The sequence below is a fragment of the Pseudomonas sp. DD1 genome (genome assembly GCF_044510355.1).
In the GTDB taxonomy this organism is placed as follows: domain Bacteria; phylum Pseudomonadota; class Gammaproteobacteria; order Pseudomonadales; family Pseudomonadaceae; genus Aquipseudomonas; species Aquipseudomonas shahriarae.
Map to the genome: position 1 here is coordinate 123091 of NZ_MSAJ01000037.1, position 22074 is coordinate 145164.

The following is a 22074-nucleotide window of genomic DNA, read 5'->3' on the forward strand; positions in this document are numbered from 1 at the left end:
CCCGTTGAGGGCACACCCATGACGAATCGCTGGCAACAGGGATTCACCTTGATCGAGTTGATGGTGGTGCTGGTGATCATCGGCATTGCCAGCGCCGCCATCAGCCTGAGCATCAAGCCCGACCCCTTGCACCGCTTGCGCAAGGACGCCGAGCGCCTGAGCCAGGTGCTGCAGATCGCCCAGGCCGAAGCCCGTGCCGATGGCCGCACGATAACTTGGCGCGCGGATGCCAAGGGCTACCGTTTGAGCCGCCGCCGCGACGATGGCCGGGGGCTGGAGGACTTCAAGGATGACCCACAACTGCGCCCACGGGCCTGGGATACCACGCCGATGCTGGTGCGGATCGAACCCCGGCAGACCCTGGTGCTGAATGCCGAATGGATCAATCCGCCGCTGCAGGTGTGGCTCTCGGACGGGCAACACGGCCTCAGCCTGCAACGTGATGCGGCCGGCACCCTGCGCGTGGTGAGCCAGCCATGAACCACGAGCAGCAAGGCTTTACCCTGATCGAAGTGATGGTGGCGATCATGCTGATGGCGGTGGTCAGCCTGATTGCCTGGCGCGGCCTGGACAGCGTGACCCGCGCCGACGCCCACTTGCAGGCCAGCACCGAACAGACCCAGGGCCTGCTGCGCGCCCTGAACCAGCTGCAACTGGACGTCAGCCTGCGCGCCGGGGTGGAACTGGCTGCGCCACCCACCGAGGACCAGCCTCCCGCCGCCGACGCCTTGCCGGCGGTGACCGTGCGCAGTTCCGACAGCCAGGGCTTTCGTCTGGAGCTGATCCGCAGCGCGCCAACCCCCGGCGACGGCCTGCAACGGGTGCGGTGGTGGCTCAAGGGCGACACCTTGTACCGCGCTGCCGCACCGGCGCGGGATCGCTATCCGCTGCCGGCGCCCAAGGAGGCGGTGGCGGTGTTGAGCCAGGTCAGCGACCTGCAAGTGCGGGTGTGGGACAACGAGAAAGGCTGGCGGCAGTTGAGCGGCAATCGCCAGGACAATCCATTGGGGATGGAAATCACCCTGGTGCGCCAGACGCCCCAGGGGGTGGAGCGCTATCGCCAGGTGCTGGGGCCGTTGGACTGAACCTGTGGCGAGCGGGCTCCCTTCTCCAGGGCTAGCTGAGCAACACCACCCCACCCGGCAGTTCTGTGCATTTGGCCCCATAGGCATCGCGGATCAGCAACGCCACGCCTGGCAGTTGTTCGAGACTGAAGCGCGCCTGCACCCGGCGCTTGCCCAGTTCGCGGTTGAGCAATACCAACATCCCTGGGCGGTAGCGGTTGATCTCGTCGATCACCGTATCCAGTGTGGCGTTATTAAATACCAGCACCTGTTCCCGCCAGGCGATCACGGCTTCGGTGTCCACCGTCACCACGGGGCCCAGCCCGGCCGCGTCGTAGGTCAACTGGCGCCCGCTGTCCAGGCGCACGCTGCGCCCCTGCACTTCAACCGCCAGCCAGCCTTCAATGCAGGTCACGCACACACTGTGGTCGGTGTTGCGCACATTGAAGCGCGCCTGGCTCGCGCTCAGCCAGCCCGCCCCTGCCTGTACGGTCAGCGGCTGTGCCACCTGCACCTCGACCTCGCCTTCAAGCAATTCGATGCCCTGCTCGCGCCGGCTGATGCGGGTCTGGGTGTTGAGCTCCAGGCTGATGCCCTCGCGCAAGTCCACCCGCCGCTGCTCGCCCACTGCGGTGTGGTAGTCGGCGCTCAAGCCGGCAAAACCACCGGGCACGCTGATGTGCACCATCACCAGGGCCGCCGAGGCCGCAAGCGCCCCGCCGAGGAACGCCCGCCGGCCAAAGTGCCGGGGGGCCTGGGCCTCGGTCAGCGCCGGGGTCAATTGTTGCCACAGTCGCTTGGCCTGTTCGAAGGCCTGGGCATGCTCGGGGCTCTGGGCGCACCACTGGCGCAGGGCCTTGGCATCGGCCACGGTTGCCTGGCCCGAGGTCAGGAGGACCAGCCAGTCGCGCGCTTCACCGTGCAATCGGCTGTCGGGCGTGCCCCGGGCAGTGGGAAAGCTAAAAATATTCAAGCGCGCAGGTACTCACGGATTATCAGGGACTCAACACTAAGACGGTTTTCCGGCGCCGGGACCGAACCGCTGGATGACTTTTCTTTCCAGACGCTGGGCGCAATGCCCCAGGGCGGCCTTGATTTCCTTCTCGACCATGCGTGTGGAAATGCCGAAACGCTGGGAGATTTCCAGGTGTGGCGCTTCCTCCAGGCGCGCGGCGATAAGGATCTTGCGGCGCCGGGCAGGCAGTTCGTAGAGGGCTTTGAGCAGGGACTGGATTTCTTTCTGGCCACCCACCACCCGCGAGGGGTCCAGGGCTTCATCGCTGATATTGAGCAACTCCTCGACTTCGCTGCCGGTCAGCAGGCGGGCATCGGCCTGGCGCCGGTCGGCCGCAATGTTCAGGGCCATGCGGTACAGATAGGCATTGGGTTGTTGCAGGTTCGCCGGCATGTCCATGCGGTCGACCCGCAGGTAGGTTTCATGCAGGACGTCATTGGCCAGATCCTCCGACCCCAGGCGCTTGCGCAAACGCACCTTGAAGTCCTCGTAGGAGGCCAGGAACAACCTGACCATTGGCGTGTGCCCGGTATCCTTCATGCCCCGGAAGCTCCTTGCCGTGCTGTGCATTCCATGCGTTTTCCTGTGGTGTCGGGCATTAAAAGCAGGGTCAACGGCAACCGCATCGAGCTGGGTGCCGGGCGCTCTATCCAGGTGCTGCCGAGGCTGCGCACCAGCGCTTCATCACGCAGTACATCGCCAGTGGAGCTGACCAGGCGGCTGTGTTCAATCAATCCGTCACGGTTGACCCAGACCTGCACCAGCGCCCGAAAACTGCCGGGGCGAGTCAAGGGTGAACGGCACAGGCTGGCTTCGACGGCCTGCTGCACGGCGCTGGCATAACTGCGATTGAGCCGTGCGGCGTTACGTGGCGACACCCCGCGACTGGCCAGCGGCTGGCGGACTTCAGGCACCTGCAGGGTGAATGCATCACTGCGTGCGTAACGTGCCATCAGGCCACTCCCTGTCAGTAACAGGCCCAGGGCCTGCTGGGCGCTGTAGTGCCCGTGCACACCCATCGAACGTCGTCCATCGCTCAACTCGCGGTCCACCAGCACAGCCATCCCGGTGGCCCGGCTGAAAGCTTCCAGGGCGGGCGCCAGGTCTTGCGCAGGCAGATCCAGGCGCAACAACGGCGGCTCCCCCGCCTGCACCCTGGGCAGTGGCAGCCACATCCAGGCCAACAGCAAGACCAGGCAGCAGTGCGTGCGCCTCCAAGCCCACCGTTCGCCCCCTGCTCTGCCTTGTTGCACGGCTGCCGTGTCCTGGGAAAAGCGTCATCCTGAGGCCAATTTATGAACCTGATGTTACGGTGATGGCAAAAAAAACATCACGGTTTCGCCAGCGCCACCGGGCTAGACTGGCAGGCACTAACGGCCCACTCCCCAGGGCCTGCCAGGAGGCTCTGATGAAGCGGTTGTTGATGCTGTTGTTATGCGCGGGCCTGGCGTCGACCGTGCACGCCGAGGAAACGCCGGGCGGTTGTGTCGAGGCCAGGGTGGATGGGTACAAAGCGCCTGACTATGGATGCCTGAGCCAGCAGATGGGCGCTAAGGCAGCGCAGAAAAACCGCGAGGCGCGGGAAAAACCGGTGCACCAGCGGCCGCCGAACCAGATTGGCTTGTCGACGCCGGCGGCGACCAGTGTGCGGATGGGCAATACGTTCGGTACGGGGGTAAAGCCGCAGCGGCCGTGATCTGGGGGCCTGCTAGAAGCGCCACTCCTCGGCCCTAACCAGTTGGCAGAACGGCCCATCCAGCGTGGCATTGTGATGAACGACGATATGCTCGGCTTTCATCACGGGAGTGTCCGAACAGGTATGGCCATCGGCGATAAGTACCGCATCGAAGCCAAGGTCACGGGCAGCGCGGCAGGTGCTGTCGACGCAGTATTGCGTTTTCATCCCGGTGACCACTACACCGCTAGCGCCGCATGCGCGCAACTGGTCAGCCAGGTCGGTCGACTCAAAGGCGTTGGGCCGGCGCTTGTCGAACACCTTTTCGCCACCGAGCAACTTCAGTTGCGGTACCACCTTCGTCAGCGGGCTGCCGGGTTCGATGGGCGAGCCCACGGGCCCGATATGGCGCGCCAGAAAAATCGGCGCACCGGCGTGGCGGGCCTTATCCATCAGGCTATTGAGTGTTTCCAACAACGCTTCGCAGCGCCATGGTTTTTCCGGGCCGTGAACTAGCCCGACTTGCATATCGAGAATCAACAGGGCGTACATGGGTGCATCTCCTTGCGTTTGAGCCAGCGACACAAGGACAAGAAAAAAGGCCCTGTCCATCGCTGGCGGGCCTTTGAAGTTCGTCTGCTATTGGCTCACGAAACCTCGCACGCTCCGCTTGCAGCGGTCGTGGTGGTGGTCGTCGAGGTGAGGCAATAGGCAGTCATGCATCGACACTAGCAATACCGCAACGCCCTGACAAGCCAGGATCCTGGAGCGCCCCCCCGAGCTGCAAACGTGTTCAGTGCTTAAACCGAAAATGCGGCAATAAAGCGCAATGGATAGGAATATGTCGGGACTTTTGCCAGAATGCGCAACTTAGAAACATTCGCATTCGCAGGAAGATCCCATGCACGCCCCCCACCCGCTCCCCGCTGCGCGCCGCATCCTTGCCGTCGAGGATGACCCGTTGCTCGCCGCCCACCTGCACAGCCACCTGGGCCAGCGTGGCTTCGAGGTCACGTTGCGCCAGGATGGTGGAGGGATTGTCGAGCTGGCGCGTACCCAGGATTTCGACCTGATCCTGATGGACATCATGCTGCCCGGCAGCAGCGGCCTGGAGGTGCTCGCGCAACTGCGGCGGCATCAACGGGTACCGGTGATCCTGATGTCGGCCCTCGGTGCCGAGCAGGACCGCATCACCGGTTTCAGCCAGGGCGCCGACGATTACCTGCCCAAGCCGTTCAGCATGTTGGAGATGGATGTGCGCATCGACGCGATCCTGCGCCGGGTGGCCTATGAACATGAGGTGCCTGGCACGGCGCGCAATGAAGATCCGCAACTGACGTTCGACGAACAGCGCACGGATGTGCACCTGGATGAACAGTGGGCCGACCTGACTACCACCGAATACCGCGTCCTGGAAACCCTGGTGGCCCATGCCGACGAGGTGCTGACCAAGGCATTCCTGTATCAGCAGGTCATGCACCGCGCCTATTCGCGACATGATCGCAGCCTGGACATGCATGTCAGCCGTATCCGCCGCAAGTTACAGGCCATCGGCTACACCGCCGGGCGCGTGGAAACGGTCAGGAGCACAGGCTATATGCTGACCCGGCTGGAGCCATGAGGCTGCCCAACCGCCACTCGCTGTTGTGGAAATTGATCGGCTTGCTGGCGGTGTTGTGCCTGCTGGTGGTCAGCCTGCAAGTGGATGTGAGCCGGCGCATCTACGAAGCCACCGCGCGCTTGCCCGCCCCCACCCGTTACATCCTCAGCGAGTACTCACGCCAGGCCGAAATTGCCTGGCGCGAACGCGGTGCAGTGGGGGTCGATGAGTTCCTCAAGAATCTGCGTGCCCAGGAGCAGGTATGGGCGGTGATAGTGGACGACCACCAGTCGCTGTCCTCCCAGGCTTTGACCACGATCGAGCGGCGCAAGCTGGATTTTGTACGCCAGATCGACTGGCCAGTGGGCCGCCCCGGCGGGCGGCCGACTTTCTATATTCCGTTCAGCGACGGTGCAGCACGCCTGGTCATGGAGTTGCCACTGCACCTGGACCCCCGCCAGGGCCGTGGCCTGTGGGACATTTTGCTGCGCCAGGTACTGCCGACGTGCCTGGCGCTATTGTTTGGTGTGCTGTTGTACCGGGTGCTGATTTCGCCGCTGGTGATCTTGCGGCGCCAGGCCAATGCCCTGAGCGCCGGCGACCTGGCGGCGCGGGTCGGGCCCCAGGTGACGCACCGCCGTGACGAACTCGGTGAATTGGCCCGGGCCTTCGACCACATGGCCGAGCGCCTGGAAAATACCGTGGTCCTGCAACGGCGCCTGCTGCGGGACTTGTCCCACGAACTGCGCACGCCCTTGAGCCGGCTGCGGGTGGCCGGGGAGCGCGAGCCCGATCCAAATGCCCTGCGCCAGCGCCTGGAGCGCGAAGTGCAAGGCATGGAACGCTTGATCGGCAGCACTCTGGAGCTGGTCTGGCTGGATACCGAACGCCCGGCGATGCCCGTGGAAGCGGTCGAGATGGAACCGTTGTGGGACTTGCTGCGCGAAGACGCCTGCTTTGAAAGCGGCTGGCCGCGGGAGCGCCTGCCCTGCGAACTGCCCGCCGACTGTTGGGTGCTGGGCAACCTCAATGGCCTGGCCCAGGCCCTGGAAAATATCCTGCGCAATGCCATCCGCCATTCCCCCGAACACGGTGTGGTGCGCTTGACCGGAGCATTGGAGGGCGATTTCTGGCACTTGTGCATCCAGGACCAGGGCCCAGGGATCGAGCCGGACAAGCTGGAGCAGATCTTCCTGCCCTTCACCCGCCTCAACGCCGCCCGCCCCGGCGGTGATGGCTATGGCCTGGGGTTGTCGATTGCGCGCAGCATCGTGCAGTTGCAAGGCGGCCAGTTGTGGGCACAGAACACCACGCCCGGGCTGTGCCTGCACCTGCGGCTCAAAGTGTATAAGTTGTAAATTGCGTTTACTCCCATATGAGAATCACTAGCATTCGAGCCATACGTTTCTTGTGACCCACTCGGTCTATGTGGGAGCTGGCTTGCCTGCGATGCAGACGCCTCGGTCTAGCAGGTCATTCCGAGGAGATGCCATCGCAGGCAAGCCAGCTCCCACACAAGCCTGCCCCCCAGGGCGATGGTGTTGCCTGGTCTGATGCTGATGAGCCCTCCATGAAAAGCAAATCCCCTGCCTGGCCGACCCTCTCGCGGGTAGTCGCCGCGCTGATCGGCGGCTACCTGTTTACCTATGCGTTTACCGCCGCCCTGGCGCGCCTGTTGCCCATGGACAAGGTGGATGCCCTGGTGGTCGCCAGCCTGCCCTCCTTCTTGATCTACACCCTGGCGATCCTCTGGGCCTTTGCCTGTCGCAACGCCTGGCGTGCGTGGGCCGGGATGGCCCTGGCGCTGCCCCTGGCTGCCGTCGGTTTCTGGCCACACTGGCGCGAGGTGCTGGGATGAAACACAAGACCCTGACACAGGCCATGGCCTGGCTGCATACCTGGAGCGGGCTGGTGTTCGGCTGGCTGCTGTTTGCAATCTTCCTGACCGGCACCCTGGCGGTGTTCGACAAGGAAATCGACGGCTGGATGCGCCCGGAAATCCCCACCTCGACCCTGTCGCAAAGCGCCGCCGCGCAGCAGGCCCTCGACTACCTGACGCGCCAGCACCCCGAGGCGAAGACCTGGAATATCGGCCTGCCCGGCGAACGCTCCGACACCCTGACGGTATCGGCCGGCGAACAACGACGTGGCGGCGGCACCGCGCTCGACCCGCACACCGGCGAGCCCCTGGCCGTGCGCGAAACTGCCGGGGGCGGGTTTTTCTTCCGCTTCCACTTCACCCTCAACCTGCCGCGCGACCTGGGGATCTGGACGGTCGGCCTGGCCGCCATGGCGATGCTGGTCGCGTTGGTCAGCGGGATCGTGATCCACAAGAAATTCTTCAAGGAGTTCTTCACCTTCCGCCCCGCCAAGGGCCAGCGCTCATGGCTGGATGCGCACAACGCGACAGCGGTGCTGGTGCTGCCCTTTCACCTGATGATCACCTATACCGGGCTGGTGATCTTCTATTTGATCTACATGCCGGCGGCGGTGGACGCGCTGTTTGACGGCGACCGCGACAACCTCTTCCGCGCCCTGCGTGGTGCACCCGCCGAACAACAAGTGCGCGGCGAACGCCCCAAACACAGCGAAGCGGCCGAACTGACGGCACTGGAACCGCTGCTGGCCGAGGCCGAGCGGGCCATGGGGCCGGTGTCCAGCTTGTCGATCCACAACCCCGGCCGCAGCGACGCACGCATCGAGGTACGGCCGGTACTGGGCAACCGCATCGAGCTGACCAAGGGCCAGAGCATGCTGTTTGACGGGGTCAGCGGTGCCGTCCTGCGCCAGCCTGCGGTCAGCCGGCACAGCCTGTTGACCCAGAAGGTCATGGCCGGCCTGCACTTTGCGCAGTTCGGCGGCTACTCCATGCGCTGGTTGTACTTTGTCTGCGGCCTGGCCAGTTGCGCAATGCTGGCAACCGGCGTGGTGCTGTTTACCGTCAAACGCCGCCGGCGCCACGATGGCGAAGGCGCTGTGGGCGCCCTGCTCTACCACATCGCCGAACGCCTGAATGTGGCGGTGGTGGCCGGGCTGACGGTGGCGTGCGTGGCCTTGTTGTGGGCCAACCGCTTGCTCCCGGTGGAACTGGCCCAACGCGGTGGCTGGGAAGTGCGGGTGTTTTTCCTGGTGTGGCTGTTGAGCCTGGGCCACGCGATTGTCCGCCCCTGGCGCAGTGCCTGGCGCGAGCAACTGGGCCTGGCGGCAGTGCTGTGTATCGGCCTACCGGCCCTGAATCTGCTGGGGGAAAACCTGGGGGATTACGTCTACCTGGAATTGACCAGCGTCGCCCTCGGCCTGCTGCTGGCCTGGCCGTGCTGGAAGCTGTACCAGGCGCCCAAGGAACGCAGCACCCGGCGCGTGGCCAAGCACGCTGTAGCGGAGGTCAATTGAGATGGCGTTGATAGGCGCGTTGTTGCTGGCCTGCGCAGGGATGGCGGGGTTGTGCCTGGGCTTGGAGCGCCATTACAAACAACTTATGCAGCGCCTGCCCTCGCCGGTGCTACGACGTGGCCTGCGAGTGCTGGGCTGGGGGATGCTGGCGGCGAGTTTTGCCGTCAGCGTATTGGGGTGGGGCTGGGCCATGGGGCCGGTGGCGTGGTGCGGCTTGATTTCGCTGGCTGGGCTTGGCGTGGTGTTTCTGTTGCCCTACACCACCCGCTGATGGGCCAAAAAACCTTGTAGGGGCTGGTTTGCCGGCGATTGCGCTGGGTTATCCGATACATACGGCGACTGATACACCGCCATCGCGGCATAGGTATCTACACAGCTCTTTTCTGGGGTTGTGTACATATCCGTTGCTGCGGTTACGGCCACTTAGGGTTCCGCCCTTACGGCGGCTCACTTTGGAAGAGCGCCAAAGTAAGCAAAACGCTCTTGCCCCACCACTCGGTGCCTCGCCTAGGCTCGGCATGCCCGCAGTCAGGCATTGCTCCGTGGGCCCGCCGCGATCGGCCATCCATGGCCGTGTCGCGGCTACCCCGGCATCCATGCCGGGGTGCCCACTGCGCAATACCTGCCTGCGGCCATCGTGGTTTAACGGGGCGCCTGAGATCAAGATCAAAAGCCAGATCAAAAGCAGAGCAACAGCAACAGCAACAGCAACAGCAAAGCTGAGGTGCGAAGCTGCATTCCCCTGTGGGAGCTGGCTTGCCTGCTCCCACAGGTATATGCGCACGCCTCGACGATCAGGTCGGCTGTCAGGCCGCCTCGCTTTGCTTTTGATCTGAGGCGCCCCGTTAAACCACGCTGGCCGTCATCCGATTTTGATTTGGGGGGTAAACCGGCAGGACGCCGGTTTAGCCGCGCTGGGCCATGGATGGCCCATCGCGGCGGCCCCCCAAATCAATGTCGGATGGCGGGCACACCGAGCCTAGGCGAGGTGCCGAGTGGTGGGGCAAGAGCCCTTTTGGTTACTTTTGGGGCTCTTTTCCAAAAGTGACCCGCCGTAAGGGCGGAACCAATAGCCGCCATAACCGCAACAACGGATATGTACACAACCCCAACAACCCAAAAAGAGCGCTGCGTAAAGACTCATGACCATCACAAACAACCCAGCGCCCACCGCCAGATTAAGGTCAGGCCGCCTGGATCTCGCGCTTGAGGCTGTCCATGTCGATCACAAAACGGTACTTCACATCGCCCTTGAGCATGCGCTCGTAGGATTCGTTGATGCCCTGGATATCAATCATCTCGATCTCCGAGACGATCCCGTGCCGGGCGCAGAAGTCCAGCATGTCCTGGGTCTCCTGGATGCCACCAATCAATGACCCCGCCAGGCTGCGGCGTTTGAAGATCAGGTTGAACACCGAAGGCGACGGGTGCGGACTGTCTGGCGCGCCCACCAGGGTCATGGTGCCGTCGCGCTTGAGCAGGTTGAGGAACACGTCCAGGTCATGGGGCGCGGCCACGGTGTTGAGGATGAAATCCAGGCTATTGGCGACCTTGGCCATTTCGTCCGGGTTCTTCGACACCACCACCTCGTCAGCCCCCAGGCGCAGGCCGTCTTCGCGTTTGTTCGGCGAGGTGGTGAACAACACCACATGGGCGCCCATGGCATGGGCGATTTTCACCGCCATATGGCCCAGGCCGCCGAGGCCGACCACGCCGACCTTCTGTCCAGGGCCGACCTTCCAATGGTGCAGCGGCGAGTAGGTGGTGATCCCGGCACACAGCAGCGGCGCCACGGCCGCCAATTGCGCCTCATCGTGGGAAATGCGCAGGACGAACTTCTCCTTGACCACGATATTGTCGGAATAGCCGCCAAAGGTGTTTTCACCGCCAAACACCGGGCCGTTGTAAGTGCCGGTAAAGCCGTTCTCGCAGTACTGCTCCTCGCCCTCGGCGCAGGATGCGCAGTGCTGGCAGCTGTCGACCATGCAGCCGACGCCGGCCAGGTCACCGACCTTGAAGCGGCTGACATTGGCCCCCACCGCCGTCACCCGGCCGACGATTTCATGGCCCGGCACCGATGGGTAGAGGGTGTTGTTCCACTCATTGCGCGCCGTGTGCAGGTCGGAGTGGCACACTCCGCAGTAGAGGATGTCGATTTGAACATCGTCGGCCCCGGGGGCGCGGCGCTCGAAGGTAAAGGGTTTGAGGGCGTCCTTGGCGTCACGGGCGGCGTAGCTGTAAGTCTTGGCCATTGCGGTCACCTCTTTGCGTCGACATTGAAGGTCAGTTGACCAGCATAGCCGCCCAACCGTTCAACCCACGTAAATCGGCGGTAATTCAAACAAACACATACCCTCTGTGGGAGCGGGCTTGCCCGCGATAGCGGTGGGTCAGTACCGAACACATCCACTGATACACCGCTATCGCGGGCAAGCCCGCTCCCACACGAGTCCGCACGGACTGCGTCAGTGAACAACCGCCCGGGTCACCAAAAAGCTCAGCAACTGCGGCTCGTCATCCAGCTCGATGGCCTGCACCGGGCGCGGCAGGTTGTCCAATACGCTGCGCCAGAACGCCTGGGACGCTTCGTCCTGGTCATAGAACCGCACCAGCCAGTCCGTCTCGCCGCTGGTCAACACCTGGGTGGCCAGGGCGCGGCCTATGCCCTTGCGCCGATAGCGTTTCAAGATAAACAGGTCAGCCAGTTCCAGGGCATTGATCCCCGGCAGCTCGCTGCGCTCGATCAACAGGAAACCGGCGATGTAACCGTCCACCAGCAGCAGATTGGCGCTCCATTGCGGCTCTTGCCAGTAGCGCGCCAGGTGTTCCTCGTGGATATAGAAACGGCCGTCCTGCTCGACGTCTTCCTGCTCCCAATCGGAGGATTCATAGGCATAAAACTGGTAGAGGTTGCAGATCAGTTCGGCCTGTTCAGGGCCGGTCTGGATCAGTTCGACAGTGGTGTCACTCATGGCGGGGCTCACGCAGGCGGGGCGCCACAGTAGCGAAGGCCGGCGCCCCAGGCAAGCCGCTAGGCTTGCTGTTTGACCTGGGGCAGCGCGCTCAACCATTGCTCGAGCTCACGATGAACCTGGGGCGCCAGCAGTTGCCGATCCGCCATCCATTGGTCGTTGAACACCGTGTCGAGGTATTTTTCGCCGCCATCGCACACCAGTGCCACGATCACGCTGTGGGCCGGGGCATGCCAGGCCTCGCGCAGGGCCTGGTAGATCACCCCGCCGGCCGAGCCGCCGAGCAGCAGACCGTAATGCCGCGCCAGGTAGCGCGCGGTTTCGAAGGCCTGGGCGTCGCTGACAGTCAGGCCTTTGTCGATCAACGCGTAGTCGACCACGGCGCCGATTTCTGCGCCCTCCGGGGTGCCGGTGCCGGACTGATGATACGGCGCACCGGGGCCGCCAAAGATCACCGAGCCGCAGGGTTCGACGCCGATCACCTGCAGGCCATGGGCATGGCGTTTCAAGGCACGCGCAGTGCCGCATAACGAGCCGCCGGTGCCCACGGCGCCCACCAGGTAGTGGATTTCATCGCCCAGCACTGCGCGCAATTCCGCTGCCAGCTGCGTGTAGCCATTGGCATTGGCCGGGTTGTGGTGCTGGCGGGTCCAGTAGGCGCCCTGCTCCGTGGCAATACGCTCGGCGGTAGCATCGCGGTCGGCGGTGGACAGCCCGCCACCGGGGTCGCCGACCCGCACCAACTGCGCACCAAAAGCCTGCATCGCCCGCAGTTTGTCGGGGCTGGCGTGTTCGTCGACCACGGCAGTGAAGCGGTAGCCGCGCTCGGCGGCCAGCAGCGCCAGGCCCAATCCGGTGTTGCCCGAGGTCGACTCGACAATCCGCCCACCCGGCTTGAGCTGCCCCGAGGCCTGCGCCTCGTCGAGCATCTGCCGGGCCATGCGGATCTTGGCGGTGCCGGTGGGGTTGAATTGTTCCAGCTTGAGCAGCACGCAGCTGCCGTTTTCAGTGACGCACAATTTGAGCAGCGGTGTATCGCCGATCAGTTCGGACAGGCAAGTCTTGATCATGACAACCTCTGGGCAGTATGAAAAACCGGCGCGGCGCTTACCCGGCCAGGGTCGCGACGGCGCGTTGCAGGCTGGCGAGAAACGCCTGGTTTTGCTGGGCCAGGCCCAGGGACACGCGGATAAAACTGGTGTATCCCGGCTCGCGCCAGGCCTTGACGATGATCCCGTCCTTGAGCAATTCGTCGACCACCTCCAAGGCGTTGCAAGCGGTGTCGATAAACAGGAAATTGGCCTGGGACGGCGCCACGCGAAAACCCGCGGCCTGCAACCCCTGGGTCAGGCGTTGGCGTTCGATGGCGACGAATTCGCGGCTGCGAATCACGTGTTGCGGGTCCAGCCAGGCGGCCTTGGCGGCCTCCTGGGCCGGTTGATTGACGTTGTACGGCGTGCGCACCCGGTGCAGCGCATCAATCAGGCTGCGGTGCGAAGCGATGCCATAGCCGATCCGCAGCCCCGCCAGCCCATACGCCTTGGAGAACGTGCGCAGAATGATCCACGGCCGCGACTGCGCGTCGAGGATCGCCAGGGCGTCAGCCGCGTCCTCGACGAATTCGAAATACGCCTCGTCGATCACCAACAAGGTGTCGGGGTGAGCGGCGGCGACCAGCGCCGTCAGTTCAGCGCTGGACAGCGCCGTGCCCACCGGATTGCAGGGGGTGCTCAGCATCAACAGCTTCGCCGGTTGCTCGAGGGCCGTGGCCCAGGCCTGCAGGTTAACGCTGAAATCCGGGTTGAGCGGCACCTTGTCCACCGTCGCGCCCATCATCAATGGCAGGCTTTCATGCAGGCTGAAACAGGGCTGCTGGGTCACCACCCGGTCCTCGGGATCGAGCAGCGCCAGGCACAACAGTTCGAGGATATTTTCCGAGCCGTTGCCGAGGATGACCCGCGCCGGGTCCACATCCAACTGGCCGCCGATCAGGTGCCGCAGGGCCCGGCCACTGGGGTCGGGGTAGCGTTCCAGCCCTGCCCCGCCATGATGCGCCAGCATCGCTGCAGCAGCCGGCGACATGCCCAGCGGGTTTTCGCAGTTGGACAGCTTGATCACCGTCGGCGTACCGAGCTGATGTGGATCGGCGCCCGGGTCGTACAGGGGCAAACGTCGCACGCTGGGGCGCACCAACGCCTCGACGCGGTGTGCAGGGTCGTCTTGATGCATGGAACACCTCCTTGTTATGACAGTGCGACGGCGCCCGCGCGGTCCAGCGCCTTGAGTTGCCGTTCAAACGAGACAATCAGCAGCAACGCGGTAGCCGCCAGGCCTATCGCCAATCCGGCCCACACGCCGAAGATCCCGTAAGGACTGACGATGCCCAGCAGCCAGGCAGCGGGCAGCCCCACCAGCCAGTAGCCGAACAGGGAAATGCGCAGCGGTCCCGCCGTATCGCCGATGCCGCGCAGGATGCCGTTGCCGATGTTCTGGCTGGCGTCGAACACCTGCAGGACGATGGCAATCAACAAACCGGTGGTGGCCAGGCGCACCGCATCCAGGTTGTTGGCGTGCTCAGTGCTGATAAACAGGCCGATGACCTGTTCGGGTAGCAACGCGTAAGGAATGGCAAACAGCAGCATGACCAGCACCCCAAGGCCCAGGCCCAGGCGCCCCAGTTGCCGCGCTCGCTGATACTGCCCGGTGCCGCAGGCCTCACTGATGTGGATCGAGGCGGCATGGGAGATGCCCGCAGAGAACATGAACACGATGTAGATGATCTGGTTAAGCACGGTCTGCGCCGCCAGCGCCTCCATGCCCAGGGTGCCGATCAGCAGGGTCAGTACGCTGAAGAACCCGGCCTCGCTGGCATAGGTCCCGGCAATCGGCAGCCCGAGCTTCCACACGGCCTTGATCGCCGCCGGCGAAAAGCGCAAGTGCGCCAGTTTGAAGTAACCGGCCAGGCGCCGATGGGTCAGTACCACCGCGAAGAACATCAGGAACGACAGCAGGAACACCACGGCGCTGGTGATTGCCACCCCCGCCAGCCCGTAGGCCGGGACGCCGAACTTGCCGAACACCAGCACGTAGTTGAGCGCCGCCGTGAGGAAGATCGACACCAGGGTGATCGCCAGCAACGGCCCGGGGAATTTCAGGCCCACGGTAAAGTGGCGCAGCGCCTGGAACCACAGGCAAGGCAGCAGACCGGGAGCAATGATCAGCAGGAAGTCCATGGCATTGGCCACCACGCTGGTATCCTGGCCCAGCCAGGTCAGCGGCTGGCGCAACCCCAGCAACACGCCCATAAACACCAGGCCGCTGACGGTCGCCCAGAACAGCCCCGCCACCAGCAACGCCCGCACCTGGGCGTCATCGCCCCGGGCATTGGCCTGGGCCACCAGGTTGCTGACGCCGGTGACCAGCCCGGTGCCGGTGGTGCGCAACTGGTTGAACAGCGCGATGGCCAGGCCACCGGCTGCCAGCTCCTTGGCACCCAGCATGCCGAGCACCACGATGTCGATGGTGGTCAGGGCCACATAGGCCAAGTTGGTCAGGATCAGGGGCAGCGCCAGTAACAGCAGGGCCCGGCTGTCGGCGCGCCAGGCGCCGGGTTGTGCGGCAGTCAGGCCGACCATAGTTGGACCCTCTGCCCACGGTTCTGCGTCAGGGCTCGGTCGGCCATCAAGCGCCCGAGGGCGACATCGGTCACCACCATGCCGCTGTTGTAGGCGAACACCACATCGTCGGGATGGCGGCGTGCGGGTGCCAGGCCCAGAAGGATGTCCGGCAGCTCGGCGTCCACCGCGGGCAGGCTGCCGTCGGCGGCCGCCAGGTCGGCGCTGGTGACTTGCATCTGCGCGGTGTCGGTAGCAATGCGGTAGTCGGCGCCATGCAATACGTCGGCGTCAATCCCATAGCCCACCAGCACCGCCACGGCGCCGGGCTTGAGCCAGGCCCGCTGCACTTGCTGGCGCGCCGAAAGCCCGGCGACGCCAAGGATGATATCGGCCTCGCCAGCCGCCGCCGGCAGGTCATCGACCACCACCACATCGCGCAGCGGGTAATGTTTGTGCAGGGTGTCTTGCACCGCGCGCAGGCCTTCGGCGTAGTGCCCGTAGACATACAAACGCTCCAGGTCCGGCATGGCCGCGAGCAACATGGGCAACGCCACCTGCCCCTGCACGCCGGTACCGACGACCAGGGCACTGCGGGCATTCGGGCAGGCGGCCCTGGCCATCAACGCCGAGGTGGCCGAGGTGCGCAACGGGCCGAGCTTGACCACGTCCATCAAGGCAATCGGGCGGCCGGTGCGGTCATCACACAGAAAGATAAACGAGTGGAATTGATAGGCATCGCGGGTGCGCTGCGGGTCATGCTCGTACACCACCTTGAAGCCCACGGTGTGGCTGGCGCCATCCCGGCCAACCATCGAGTAGCTGATGGAATGGCGGTCCATCGGTTCGACAATGGTCTTGAGCGGGTTCTGCGAGTCGCCGTTGCGCAAGGCCTTGTACGCCTGCTCGACTACCTGCAGCACTTCACGGTAACTCACCCCCAGGTCTTCGAGCGCCGCCTGGGGCAGCACCCATAGGTCGGCGGGGGCAGCGGGTTTATTCAAACTGTTCACTCGAGGCTCCTTGTTGAGTGGCTTTACGATTAAGCCAGGCTGTCCAGCTTCCAGCGCAGGTGTGGGTTACGCAGCTCCAGCACCACTTTGTGTGGCAAGGGCGCTTCGTGAAAAGGCGACTCGTTGGAGTCCATCTGATAGCCGGCGGTATTGAGGTAGATAAGCAAGTCACCCGCCTGGATCGGGTAGTCGAAGGCGACTTTGCGCCAGGTCAGCATGTCCGACTCCAGGCAGGTGGCCCCGCCAATACACGCGACAAACGGCGACCGCGGCCGTGGCGAGGCCGGCAACAGCAGCGGGTCGGGTAGAAATTCGCTGTTGAACCACTGTTCGGAGAGGTTGAAGCTGCTGCCCTGCACAGTGACCTGGGCATAACCATCACTGGCCGTGCGGTCCTTGACGCCCTGCACGCGGAACACGCTGATACCGGCCTGGTCGAGCAAGGCGCGGCCGGGTTCGATAATCAGCCGCACGCCGTGCTCGATGACCTTTTGCGCCAGGCTCAGGCCGGGGCTGACGGGCGTGGCGAGGATATCGTCAAGGGCCTCGGCCCCCGCGCGCAGCGCGCCATAGGGATAGAAGCCGGCGAAGCCCTTGTCGTTGTGATAGCGCTCGGCGCAGTCCTCGGCCAGAAAGGCCTGCCACTGCGCCGGGTCGACATAGCGCACGGCAAAGCCACCCCCCAGGTTGACCGTGCGGCAGTTGTCCAGCTCGCTGGCCCGGCACAGGTCGACCAAGTGGCTGGCGACTTGTGCACGCTGGGCGGTGTCGTAGCCGCCCAGATGAAACGAGAAACCTTGCAAGTCCAGGTTCGCCGCGTGCTGGCGGCAGAACACCAGGGCCTGGTCGCACTCCCGTGGGTTGAGGCCGAAACGACTATGGGCCTGGCTGCTGGGGCAATAGCGCAACAACAGACGCGCACGTTGGCGCAGGGATAGCGCCAATTGCTGGATACGCAGCAGTTCCTCCAGCGAGTCCACCGCCAGCAGGCATTGATGACTCAGGCCCAGCCCGAGCAGTTGGTCGCTCTTACGTGGCCCGGACACGCCGATATCAGTGCCAGCCACCCCACCCGCCAAGGCCTTTTGCAACTCACCGACGCTGGCCACATCCACGCCAATCGCACACTGCGCGCAGGCCTGGATAAAACAGTTGGCCTTGTTGGCCTTTTTCGCAAACAACACGCTGCCGCGCACCTGGGCCTGGGTAAAGCTGTGCTGGAAGGCTTCGACATTGGCGTGAAAAACCTGTGGGCACACCAGATGCAGCGGCGAGCCGAGGCCATCGACCAACTCGGTCAACGTGCCCGCGTGCCGCTCAAGCAGGCGCTCGACCCACAGGTGGCGCAGGCCGGGCAATGAACTGGAATACGTCATGGTTCTAGAACTCGAACTTGGCCGACAGGAACACTTCGCGCTCGCGCCCCACATCCAGCCCGCCCAGGTAATAGGCGCTGGCGTAGTAGTACTTGTTGGTCAGGTTCTTGCCGTGCAGGCGGTAGGTCACCGGGGTATCCGCAAGTTTCGAGCGGTAGCTGATACCGGCGTCGAGCAAGGTGTAGCTGGGGATGTAGCCGCTGTTCTGCGCATCCACCGGGCGGCTGCCGACATAGCTGAGGGTGCTGTCCAACGACAGGCCAGGCACAGCGGCCACGGTGTACAGGGCGCCGACCGCGCCTTTCCACTTGGGCACGTTCTCAGTGCGCTTGCCGTCCACGGTGACGTCATCCACATCTTCCATGCGCGTGGTCAGGTAGGCGGCGTTGGCGGTGAGGGTCAGGGCGTCGGTGACGCGATCGGACAGGGTCAGCTCGGCGCCACGGTGGTGGTATTCGCCATTGCTCACATAGGTATTGCTGGTGTTCAGGTAACTGGCCTTGCGCCGGATATCGAATACCGCCAGGCCCAGGTTCAGGCGATCGTTAAGGTCCAGCTTCAGGCCCACCTCATATTGCTGGGACTCGATGGCGTCGGTGGGCTGGTTGGCGTTGGTCGCGTGTTGGGGGGCGTAGTCGCCTTTTTCAAAGCCTTTGGAGTAGCTGACGTAGGTCATCACGCTGTCCCAGGGCCGGTAGATCAGCGCAGCGCTGGGCACGAACACGTCGTGGCTCTGCGAAGGCGCGGTGGCTGAGAGTTTATCCGCGCGGTACCAGATGTAACGCCCGCCTACCATCACCTGGAACTGTTCGGTAAGGGAAATCAGGTCGCTGGCGAAAACCGAGGTCTCCTTGATGGAGGACACAAAGTCAGTGGGCTGTTCCGAGCCGAAGTGCCACTTGGGCGGGTTGACCGGGTGACGGATATTACCCACCGAGACATCGCCAATGCCGATGCCTGGAGTGCCACTGTCGACCAAATCCCAGAACGGGCTGACGTCCTTGAACTGCTTGTAGCCGGTGCCGAAGAACACGTCGTGATAAATGTTGCCGGTGGCAAACTTGCCGGCCAGGTACGACTGCAGCGACCAGGTGCTGAACACTTCACCACGGGACACGTAAAAGTCGGCCGAGCCGATATCGCCGTTAGGCTTGATCCCGAACAGGTCGTTATAGCCGCCGTGGCGCTCGACCCGCGAGTAGTTGCCCTGGGTCACGGAGGTCCAGTTGTCATCCAGCTCGTACTCGAACTTGGCGTCGAGGTTGGCGCCTTCGGTCTGGTGACGGAACCAGGAGCCGGTCAATAGATCGCGGCGATTGACCTTGGGTGGCAGCACGTAGCTGGACGGGTCCAGAGGGTTGGCGCGGCCGCTCTGGTCGGCACGCAGCAATGGGTCGGCGACCGTGGACTTGCGCGACCAGTCGGCGTTCAACTGCAACAGGGCGCGGTCGCTCAGACGGAAGTCGGTGGCCAGGCCGATAAACTTGCGTTCCATGTCGCGGGCGTGATCGAAGTCGCCGTTTTTCTCGTAGCCGGCATTCAGGCGATAGCCAAAGGCGCCGTCGTTGAATGAATCGCTGGTATCAATCGCCACGTAGCGGCCGAGCAACGACGAGCCTTGCACGCTGACATTGAGCAGCGGCTCCAGGGTCGGGCGCTTGAGGACGTAGTTGATGGTGCCGCCCGGCGAGTTGAAACCGTAGAGGAAACCCGATGGGCCCTTGAGCACGTCGATACGCTCGACGTTTTCCAGGGGTACGTCGTGGTGCGGGGCCAGGGTCAGGCCATCGCGGCGGATGGTGTTGAAGTTGTCCATGGCAAAGCCGCGCAGGCGGAAGTTGTCAAAGCCGCTGCCGCCCGACGAACTGAGCACCGAGGGGTCGAGGCTCAGCACATCCACGGCGGTGCGCGCGGAGCTGTCGGCGATGGTCTTGTTGGAATAACTCTGGATGGCCAGGGGGATTTCCATGGCGTCCTTGGCGCCGAAGCCACCGGCATTTACTTCCAGGGCCTTGTTCAGCGGCGCGCTGACTCGTATGGCTTCAAGCTCGGTGACCGATTCTTCGCGATCTTGCGCTGCAGCGGCAGGTAGACCGGTGAGCGACGACACCAAGCCCACCGCCAAAAATGTGGGAAACCGCGGAGCTATGCCGTGCAACTGGTTCATCTGCAATCCCTTGAGCCGAAAATAAGCGGGGCGATCTCAAGCGCGGCAACGCCTGAGAATCGTTATCAAGAGATACAATATAACGTTTCTTTTAAACTCACAATCGCACGATCATTCAATACTTGCTGCCGCGCTGCATTTAAGGTCTGGCCTTTCCAGGATCAACAGAGATAACGGACATGCCCTCCTATACCGCCATCAACTTTGCGCACAAATACAGCCTGTTCAGCGAGCAATGGACACCCAAGGTCGTCGCGCAGATGAACGACTACCAATTCAAGGTGGTGAAGATCGAAGGGGATTTTGTCTGGCACAGCCACGCGGACACCGACGAGACCTTTATCGTCCTCGAGGGCGCGCTGCGCATTGATTTTCGCGATGGCGCGGTACAGCTCGGGGCTGGCGAGATGTTCGTGGTGCCCAAGGGCATCGAGCACAAACCGTATGCCGAGGGAGAGGTGAAGCTGCTGCTGGTCGAACCCTGCGGCGTGTTGAACACTGGCGATCAGGGCGGCGAACGGACCCAGCGCAATGATGTGTGGATCTAGATCACCACGTTGCGGATAAAGCGCACCGCCACTGGCCCGTCATTGCGATAGGCATGGGGCTGATGACTGGGGAACATAAAGAACTCGCCGGCGGAGATAGTGGTTTCGACGTCACCCACCACCAGGGTCAGGCTGCCCTCGAACACGAACAACTGTTCGCTCCAGCCTTCCAGGTCGGGATCCGGGCAATAGCGATCGCCCGGCTCCAGGCGCCACTCCCACAGTTCCACCTCCCGCCGGGCGGTGGCCTTGGCCAGTAACACGGCCTTGCTGCCATCTATTTCACCGGCCCAGGCCAGTTCGTTGATGCGGCTGTGGTCACGGGCGTCAGGGGCCTGGATCAGGTCGCTGAAGGCCACGTCCAGGGCTTCGGCCACGCGGTCAAGGGTGGACAGGCTGACGTTCTTTTCACCGGCCTCGATGGCCACCAGCATGCGCCGGCTGACCCCGGACTTTTCCGCCAGGGCTGTCTGGCTCAGTTCGGCCGCATGGCGCAGGCGTCGAACGTTCTGGCTGACGTGCTGCAGGACCGAGGCCCGTTGCGGATTTTCTTTGTGCACTATATTGCTCACTCGGTGGGGTTGCGCAGTATACTGCCCAGCTGCGGCGCATTGTGCGTTCCGCGCCCTTCCTGTGCAAGACCAGAGCCGCCATGACCACCTCGACCGCCTCCCCGCTGTTTTCCCGCTTCAGCAAAGCCGAATGCGTGCTGGTGCTGATCACCATGATCTGGGGCGGTACGTTTATCCTGGTGCAACACGCCATGACCGTCAGCGGGCCGATGTTCTTCGTCGGCTTGCGTTTTGCCGCAGCGGCGCTGGTGGTCGGCCTGTTTTCCTGGCGCAACCTGCGCAGCCTGACCCTGTTCGAGCTCAAGGCGGGCGCCTTTATCGGCACGGCGATCATGTTTGGCTACGGCCTGCAAACCATTGGTCTGCAGTCCATCCTCAGCAGCCAGTCGGCGTTTATCACCGCGCTCTACGTGCCGTTTGTGCCGCTGCTGCAGTGGCTGGTGCTGGGGCGGCGCCCGGGGTTAATGCCAAGCATCGGCATTATGCTGGCCTTCGCCGGCCTGATGCTGCTGACCGGCCCGGCCGGCGCATCACTGAATTTCAGCCCCGGGGAAATCGCCACGTTGATCGGCGCGATTGCGATTGCCGCCGAAATCATCCTGATCAGCGCTTATGCGGGCCAGGTGGATGTACGCCGGGTGACCGTGGTGCAACTGGCCACCGCCTCGCTGCTGTCGTTCCTGCTGGTAGTGCCCACCGGCGAGGCATTGCCGGGCTTTTCCTGGGTGTTGCTGTTCAGCGCCATCGGCCTGGGCCTGACCAGTGCGGTGATCCAATTGGCGATGAACTGGGCGCAGAAAAGCGTCTCGCCGACCCGTGCCACCCTGATTTATGCCGGCGAGCCGGTGTGGGCCGGGGTGATCGGGCGGATTGCCGGTGAGCGCTTCCCGCCGATGGCCATGGTGGGGGCGGTGTTGATTGTGGCGGCGGTGATTGTCAGTGAGATCAAGACGCGAGAGCGCAAGCCCGTCTCCCTGTAGGAGCCCGCACCTACACCGCGACAGATAGGCATTTTCGGTCCATCTTGTAGGATCCTGCCACAGGTTGCCGTTTGGTAATCCGGTT

At 63.6% G+C, this 22074-nt stretch carries 23 protein-coding genes; 10 read left to right on the forward strand and 13 right to left on the reverse strand.

The features are described 5' to 3' along the window. Positions 1 to 18: 18 nt before the first annotated feature. The gene (gene gspH / locus PSFL_RS23685) at positions 19 to 480 is read left to right on the forward strand and encodes a type II secretion system minor pseudopilin GspH (RefSeq protein WP_397470553.1); all 462 of its coding nucleotides are present in this window, start codon (positions 19 to 21) and stop codon (positions 478 to 480) included. Next, a complete protein-coding gene (locus tag PSFL_RS23690; protein ID WP_397470554.1) occupies positions 477 to 1085 on the forward strand; it encodes a type II secretion system protein GspJ in 609 nt (202 codons plus the stop codon). Before gspH ends, PSFL_RS23690 begins: the two co-directional genes overlap by 4 nt. Before the next feature lie 31 nt (positions 1086 to 1116). On the opposite strand, the gene PSFL_RS23695 is transcribed toward PSFL_RS23690, so the two are convergent. Genes PSFL_RS23695 through PSFL_RS23705 form a run of 3 tightly spaced genes read right to left on the reverse strand, consistent with a single transcriptional unit; the run spans position 1117 to position 3254 of the window. Continuing rightward, positions 1117 to 2037, reverse strand: a complete 921-nt coding sequence (locus PSFL_RS23695) for a FecR family protein (protein WP_397470555.1) — start codon at positions 2035 to 2037, stop codon at positions 1117 to 1119. A gap of 36 nt (positions 2038 to 2073) precedes the next feature. Next, the gene (locus PSFL_RS23700) at positions 2074 to 2619 is read right to left on the reverse strand and encodes an RNA polymerase sigma factor (protein WP_057438724.1); all 546 of its coding nucleotides are present in this window, start codon (positions 2617 to 2619) and stop codon (positions 2074 to 2076) included. Then, positions 2616 to 3254 carry a secretin and TonB N-terminal domain-containing protein gene (locus tag PSFL_RS23705; protein WP_315493070.1) on the reverse strand — a complete coding sequence of 213 codons (639 nt, stop codon included), beginning with the start codon at positions 3252 to 3254 and terminating at the stop codon, positions 2616 to 2618. Before PSFL_RS23705 ends, PSFL_RS23700 begins: the two co-directional genes overlap by 4 nt. 233 nt (positions 3255 to 3487) lie before the next feature. Here PSFL_RS23705 and PSFL_RS23710 point away from each other — a divergent pair, with 233 nt between their 5' ends. Beyond that, a complete protein-coding gene (locus PSFL_RS23710) occupies positions 3488 to 3775 on the forward strand; it encodes a hypothetical protein (protein ID WP_057959133.1) in 288 nt (95 codons plus the stop codon). 12 nt (positions 3776 to 3787) lie between these two features. Here the strand turns inward: PSFL_RS23710 and PSFL_RS23715 are convergent, their stop codons facing one another. Further along, positions 3788 to 4306, reverse strand: a complete 519-nt coding sequence (locus tag PSFL_RS23715; RefSeq protein WP_169961367.1) for a cysteine hydrolase family protein — start codon at positions 4304 to 4306, stop codon at positions 3788 to 3790. A gap of 349 nt (positions 4307 to 4655) precedes the next feature. On the opposite strand from PSFL_RS23715, the gene PSFL_RS23720 reads away from it, so the two are divergent. From PSFL_RS23720 to PSFL_RS23740, 5 genes are all read left to right on the forward strand, one after another. Continuing rightward, positions 4656 to 5375 (forward strand): response regulator transcription factor, encoded by a 720-nt coding sequence (locus tag PSFL_RS23720; protein WP_057959131.1) that lies wholly within the window; start codon positions 4656 to 4658, stop codon positions 5373 to 5375. Then, entirely contained in the window at positions 5372 to 6712 is a 1341-nt protein-coding gene (locus PSFL_RS23725; protein WP_169961366.1) for a sensor histidine kinase, read from the forward strand. Before PSFL_RS23720 ends, PSFL_RS23725 begins: the two co-directional genes overlap by 4 nt. 212 nt (positions 6713 to 6924) lie before the next feature. Continuing rightward, complete coding sequence (locus PSFL_RS23730) at positions 6925 to 7212, forward strand: DUF3649 domain-containing protein (RefSeq protein WP_057445152.1); 288 nt, start codon at positions 6925 to 6927, stop codon at positions 7210 to 7212. Continuing rightward, the gene (locus tag PSFL_RS23735) at positions 7209 to 8747 is read left to right on the forward strand and encodes a PepSY-associated TM helix domain-containing protein (protein ID WP_397470556.1); all 1539 of its coding nucleotides are present in this window, start codon (positions 7209 to 7211) and stop codon (positions 8745 to 8747) included. The genes PSFL_RS23730 and PSFL_RS23735 overlap by 4 nt, the downstream gene beginning before the upstream one ends. Before the next feature lies 1 nt (position 8748). Then, positions 8749 to 9018: a DUF3325 domain-containing protein gene (locus PSFL_RS23740; protein ID WP_397470557.1), complete on the forward strand. Its 270-nt coding sequence runs from the start codon at positions 8749 to 8751 to the stop codon at positions 9016 to 9018. Between the two features lie 913 nt (positions 9019 to 9931). Here the strand turns inward: PSFL_RS23740 and PSFL_RS23745 are convergent. From PSFL_RS23745 to PSFL_RS23780, 8 genes are all read right to left on the reverse strand, one after another. After that, entirely contained in the window at positions 9932 to 10999 is a 1068-nt protein-coding gene (locus PSFL_RS23745) for an NAD(P)-dependent alcohol dehydrogenase (protein ID WP_315493164.1), read from the reverse strand. Between the two features lie 213 nt (positions 11000 to 11212). Continuing rightward, positions 11213 to 11719 carry a GNAT family N-acetyltransferase gene (locus tag PSFL_RS23750; protein ID WP_057439041.1) on the reverse strand — a complete coding sequence of 169 codons (507 nt, stop codon included), beginning with the start codon at positions 11717 to 11719 and terminating at the stop codon, positions 11213 to 11215. A gap of 59 nt (positions 11720 to 11778) precedes the next feature. Next, entirely contained in the window at positions 11779 to 12789 is a 1011-nt protein-coding gene (locus tag PSFL_RS23755) for a PLP-dependent cysteine synthase family protein (RefSeq protein ID WP_057439042.1), read from the reverse strand. Between the two features lie 37 nt (positions 12790 to 12826). Continuing rightward, on the reverse strand, positions 12827 to 13948 hold the full coding sequence (hisC, locus tag PSFL_RS23760; RefSeq protein ID WP_198818202.1) for a histidinol-phosphate transaminase: 1122 nt from the start codon (positions 13946 to 13948) through the stop codon (positions 12827 to 12829). Positions 13949 to 13962: 14 nt separating this feature from the next. Next, a complete protein-coding gene (locus PSFL_RS23765) occupies positions 13963 to 15354 on the reverse strand; it encodes an MATE family efflux transporter (RefSeq protein ID WP_397470558.1) in 1392 nt (463 codons plus the stop codon). Then, on the reverse strand, positions 15342 to 16346 hold the full coding sequence (locus PSFL_RS23770; RefSeq protein ID WP_198792323.1) for a hypothetical protein: 1005 nt from the start codon (positions 16344 to 16346) through the stop codon (positions 15342 to 15344). Before PSFL_RS23770 ends, PSFL_RS23765 begins: the two co-directional genes overlap by 13 nt. Positions 16347 to 16375: 29 nt before the next feature. Beyond that, entirely contained in the window at positions 16376 to 17722 is a 1347-nt protein-coding gene (locus tag PSFL_RS23775; RefSeq protein WP_170045224.1) for an alanine racemase, read from the reverse strand. A 4-nt stretch (positions 17723 to 17726) separates the two neighbouring features. Continuing rightward, positions 17727 to 19889, reverse strand: coding sequence for a TonB-dependent siderophore receptor (locus PSFL_RS23780; protein WP_169960960.1), 2163 nt, complete (start codon positions 19887 to 19889; stop codon positions 17727 to 17729). A gap of 179 nt (positions 19890 to 20068) precedes the next feature. On the opposite strand from PSFL_RS23780, the gene PSFL_RS23785 reads away from it, so the two are divergent. Next, positions 20069 to 20437 carry a cupin domain-containing protein gene (locus PSFL_RS23785; protein WP_057439047.1) on the forward strand — a complete coding sequence of 123 codons (369 nt, stop codon included), beginning with the start codon at positions 20069 to 20071 and terminating at the stop codon, positions 20435 to 20437. Here PSFL_RS23785 and PSFL_RS23790 read toward each other — a convergent pair. After that, a complete protein-coding gene (locus tag PSFL_RS23790; RefSeq protein WP_115127964.1) occupies positions 20434 to 20997 on the reverse strand; it encodes a helix-turn-helix domain-containing protein in 564 nt (187 codons plus the stop codon). The two genes, PSFL_RS23785 and PSFL_RS23790, sit on opposite strands and share 4 nt — an antisense overlap. 92 nt (positions 20998 to 21089) lie before the next feature. Between PSFL_RS23790 and PSFL_RS23795 the strand changes: the two genes are divergently transcribed. Beyond that, the gene (locus PSFL_RS23795) at positions 21090 to 21989 is read left to right on the forward strand and encodes a DMT family transporter (RefSeq protein ID WP_273871577.1); all 900 of its coding nucleotides are present in this window, start codon (positions 21090 to 21092) and stop codon (positions 21987 to 21989) included. Positions 21990 to 22074 lie beyond the last annotated feature (85 nt).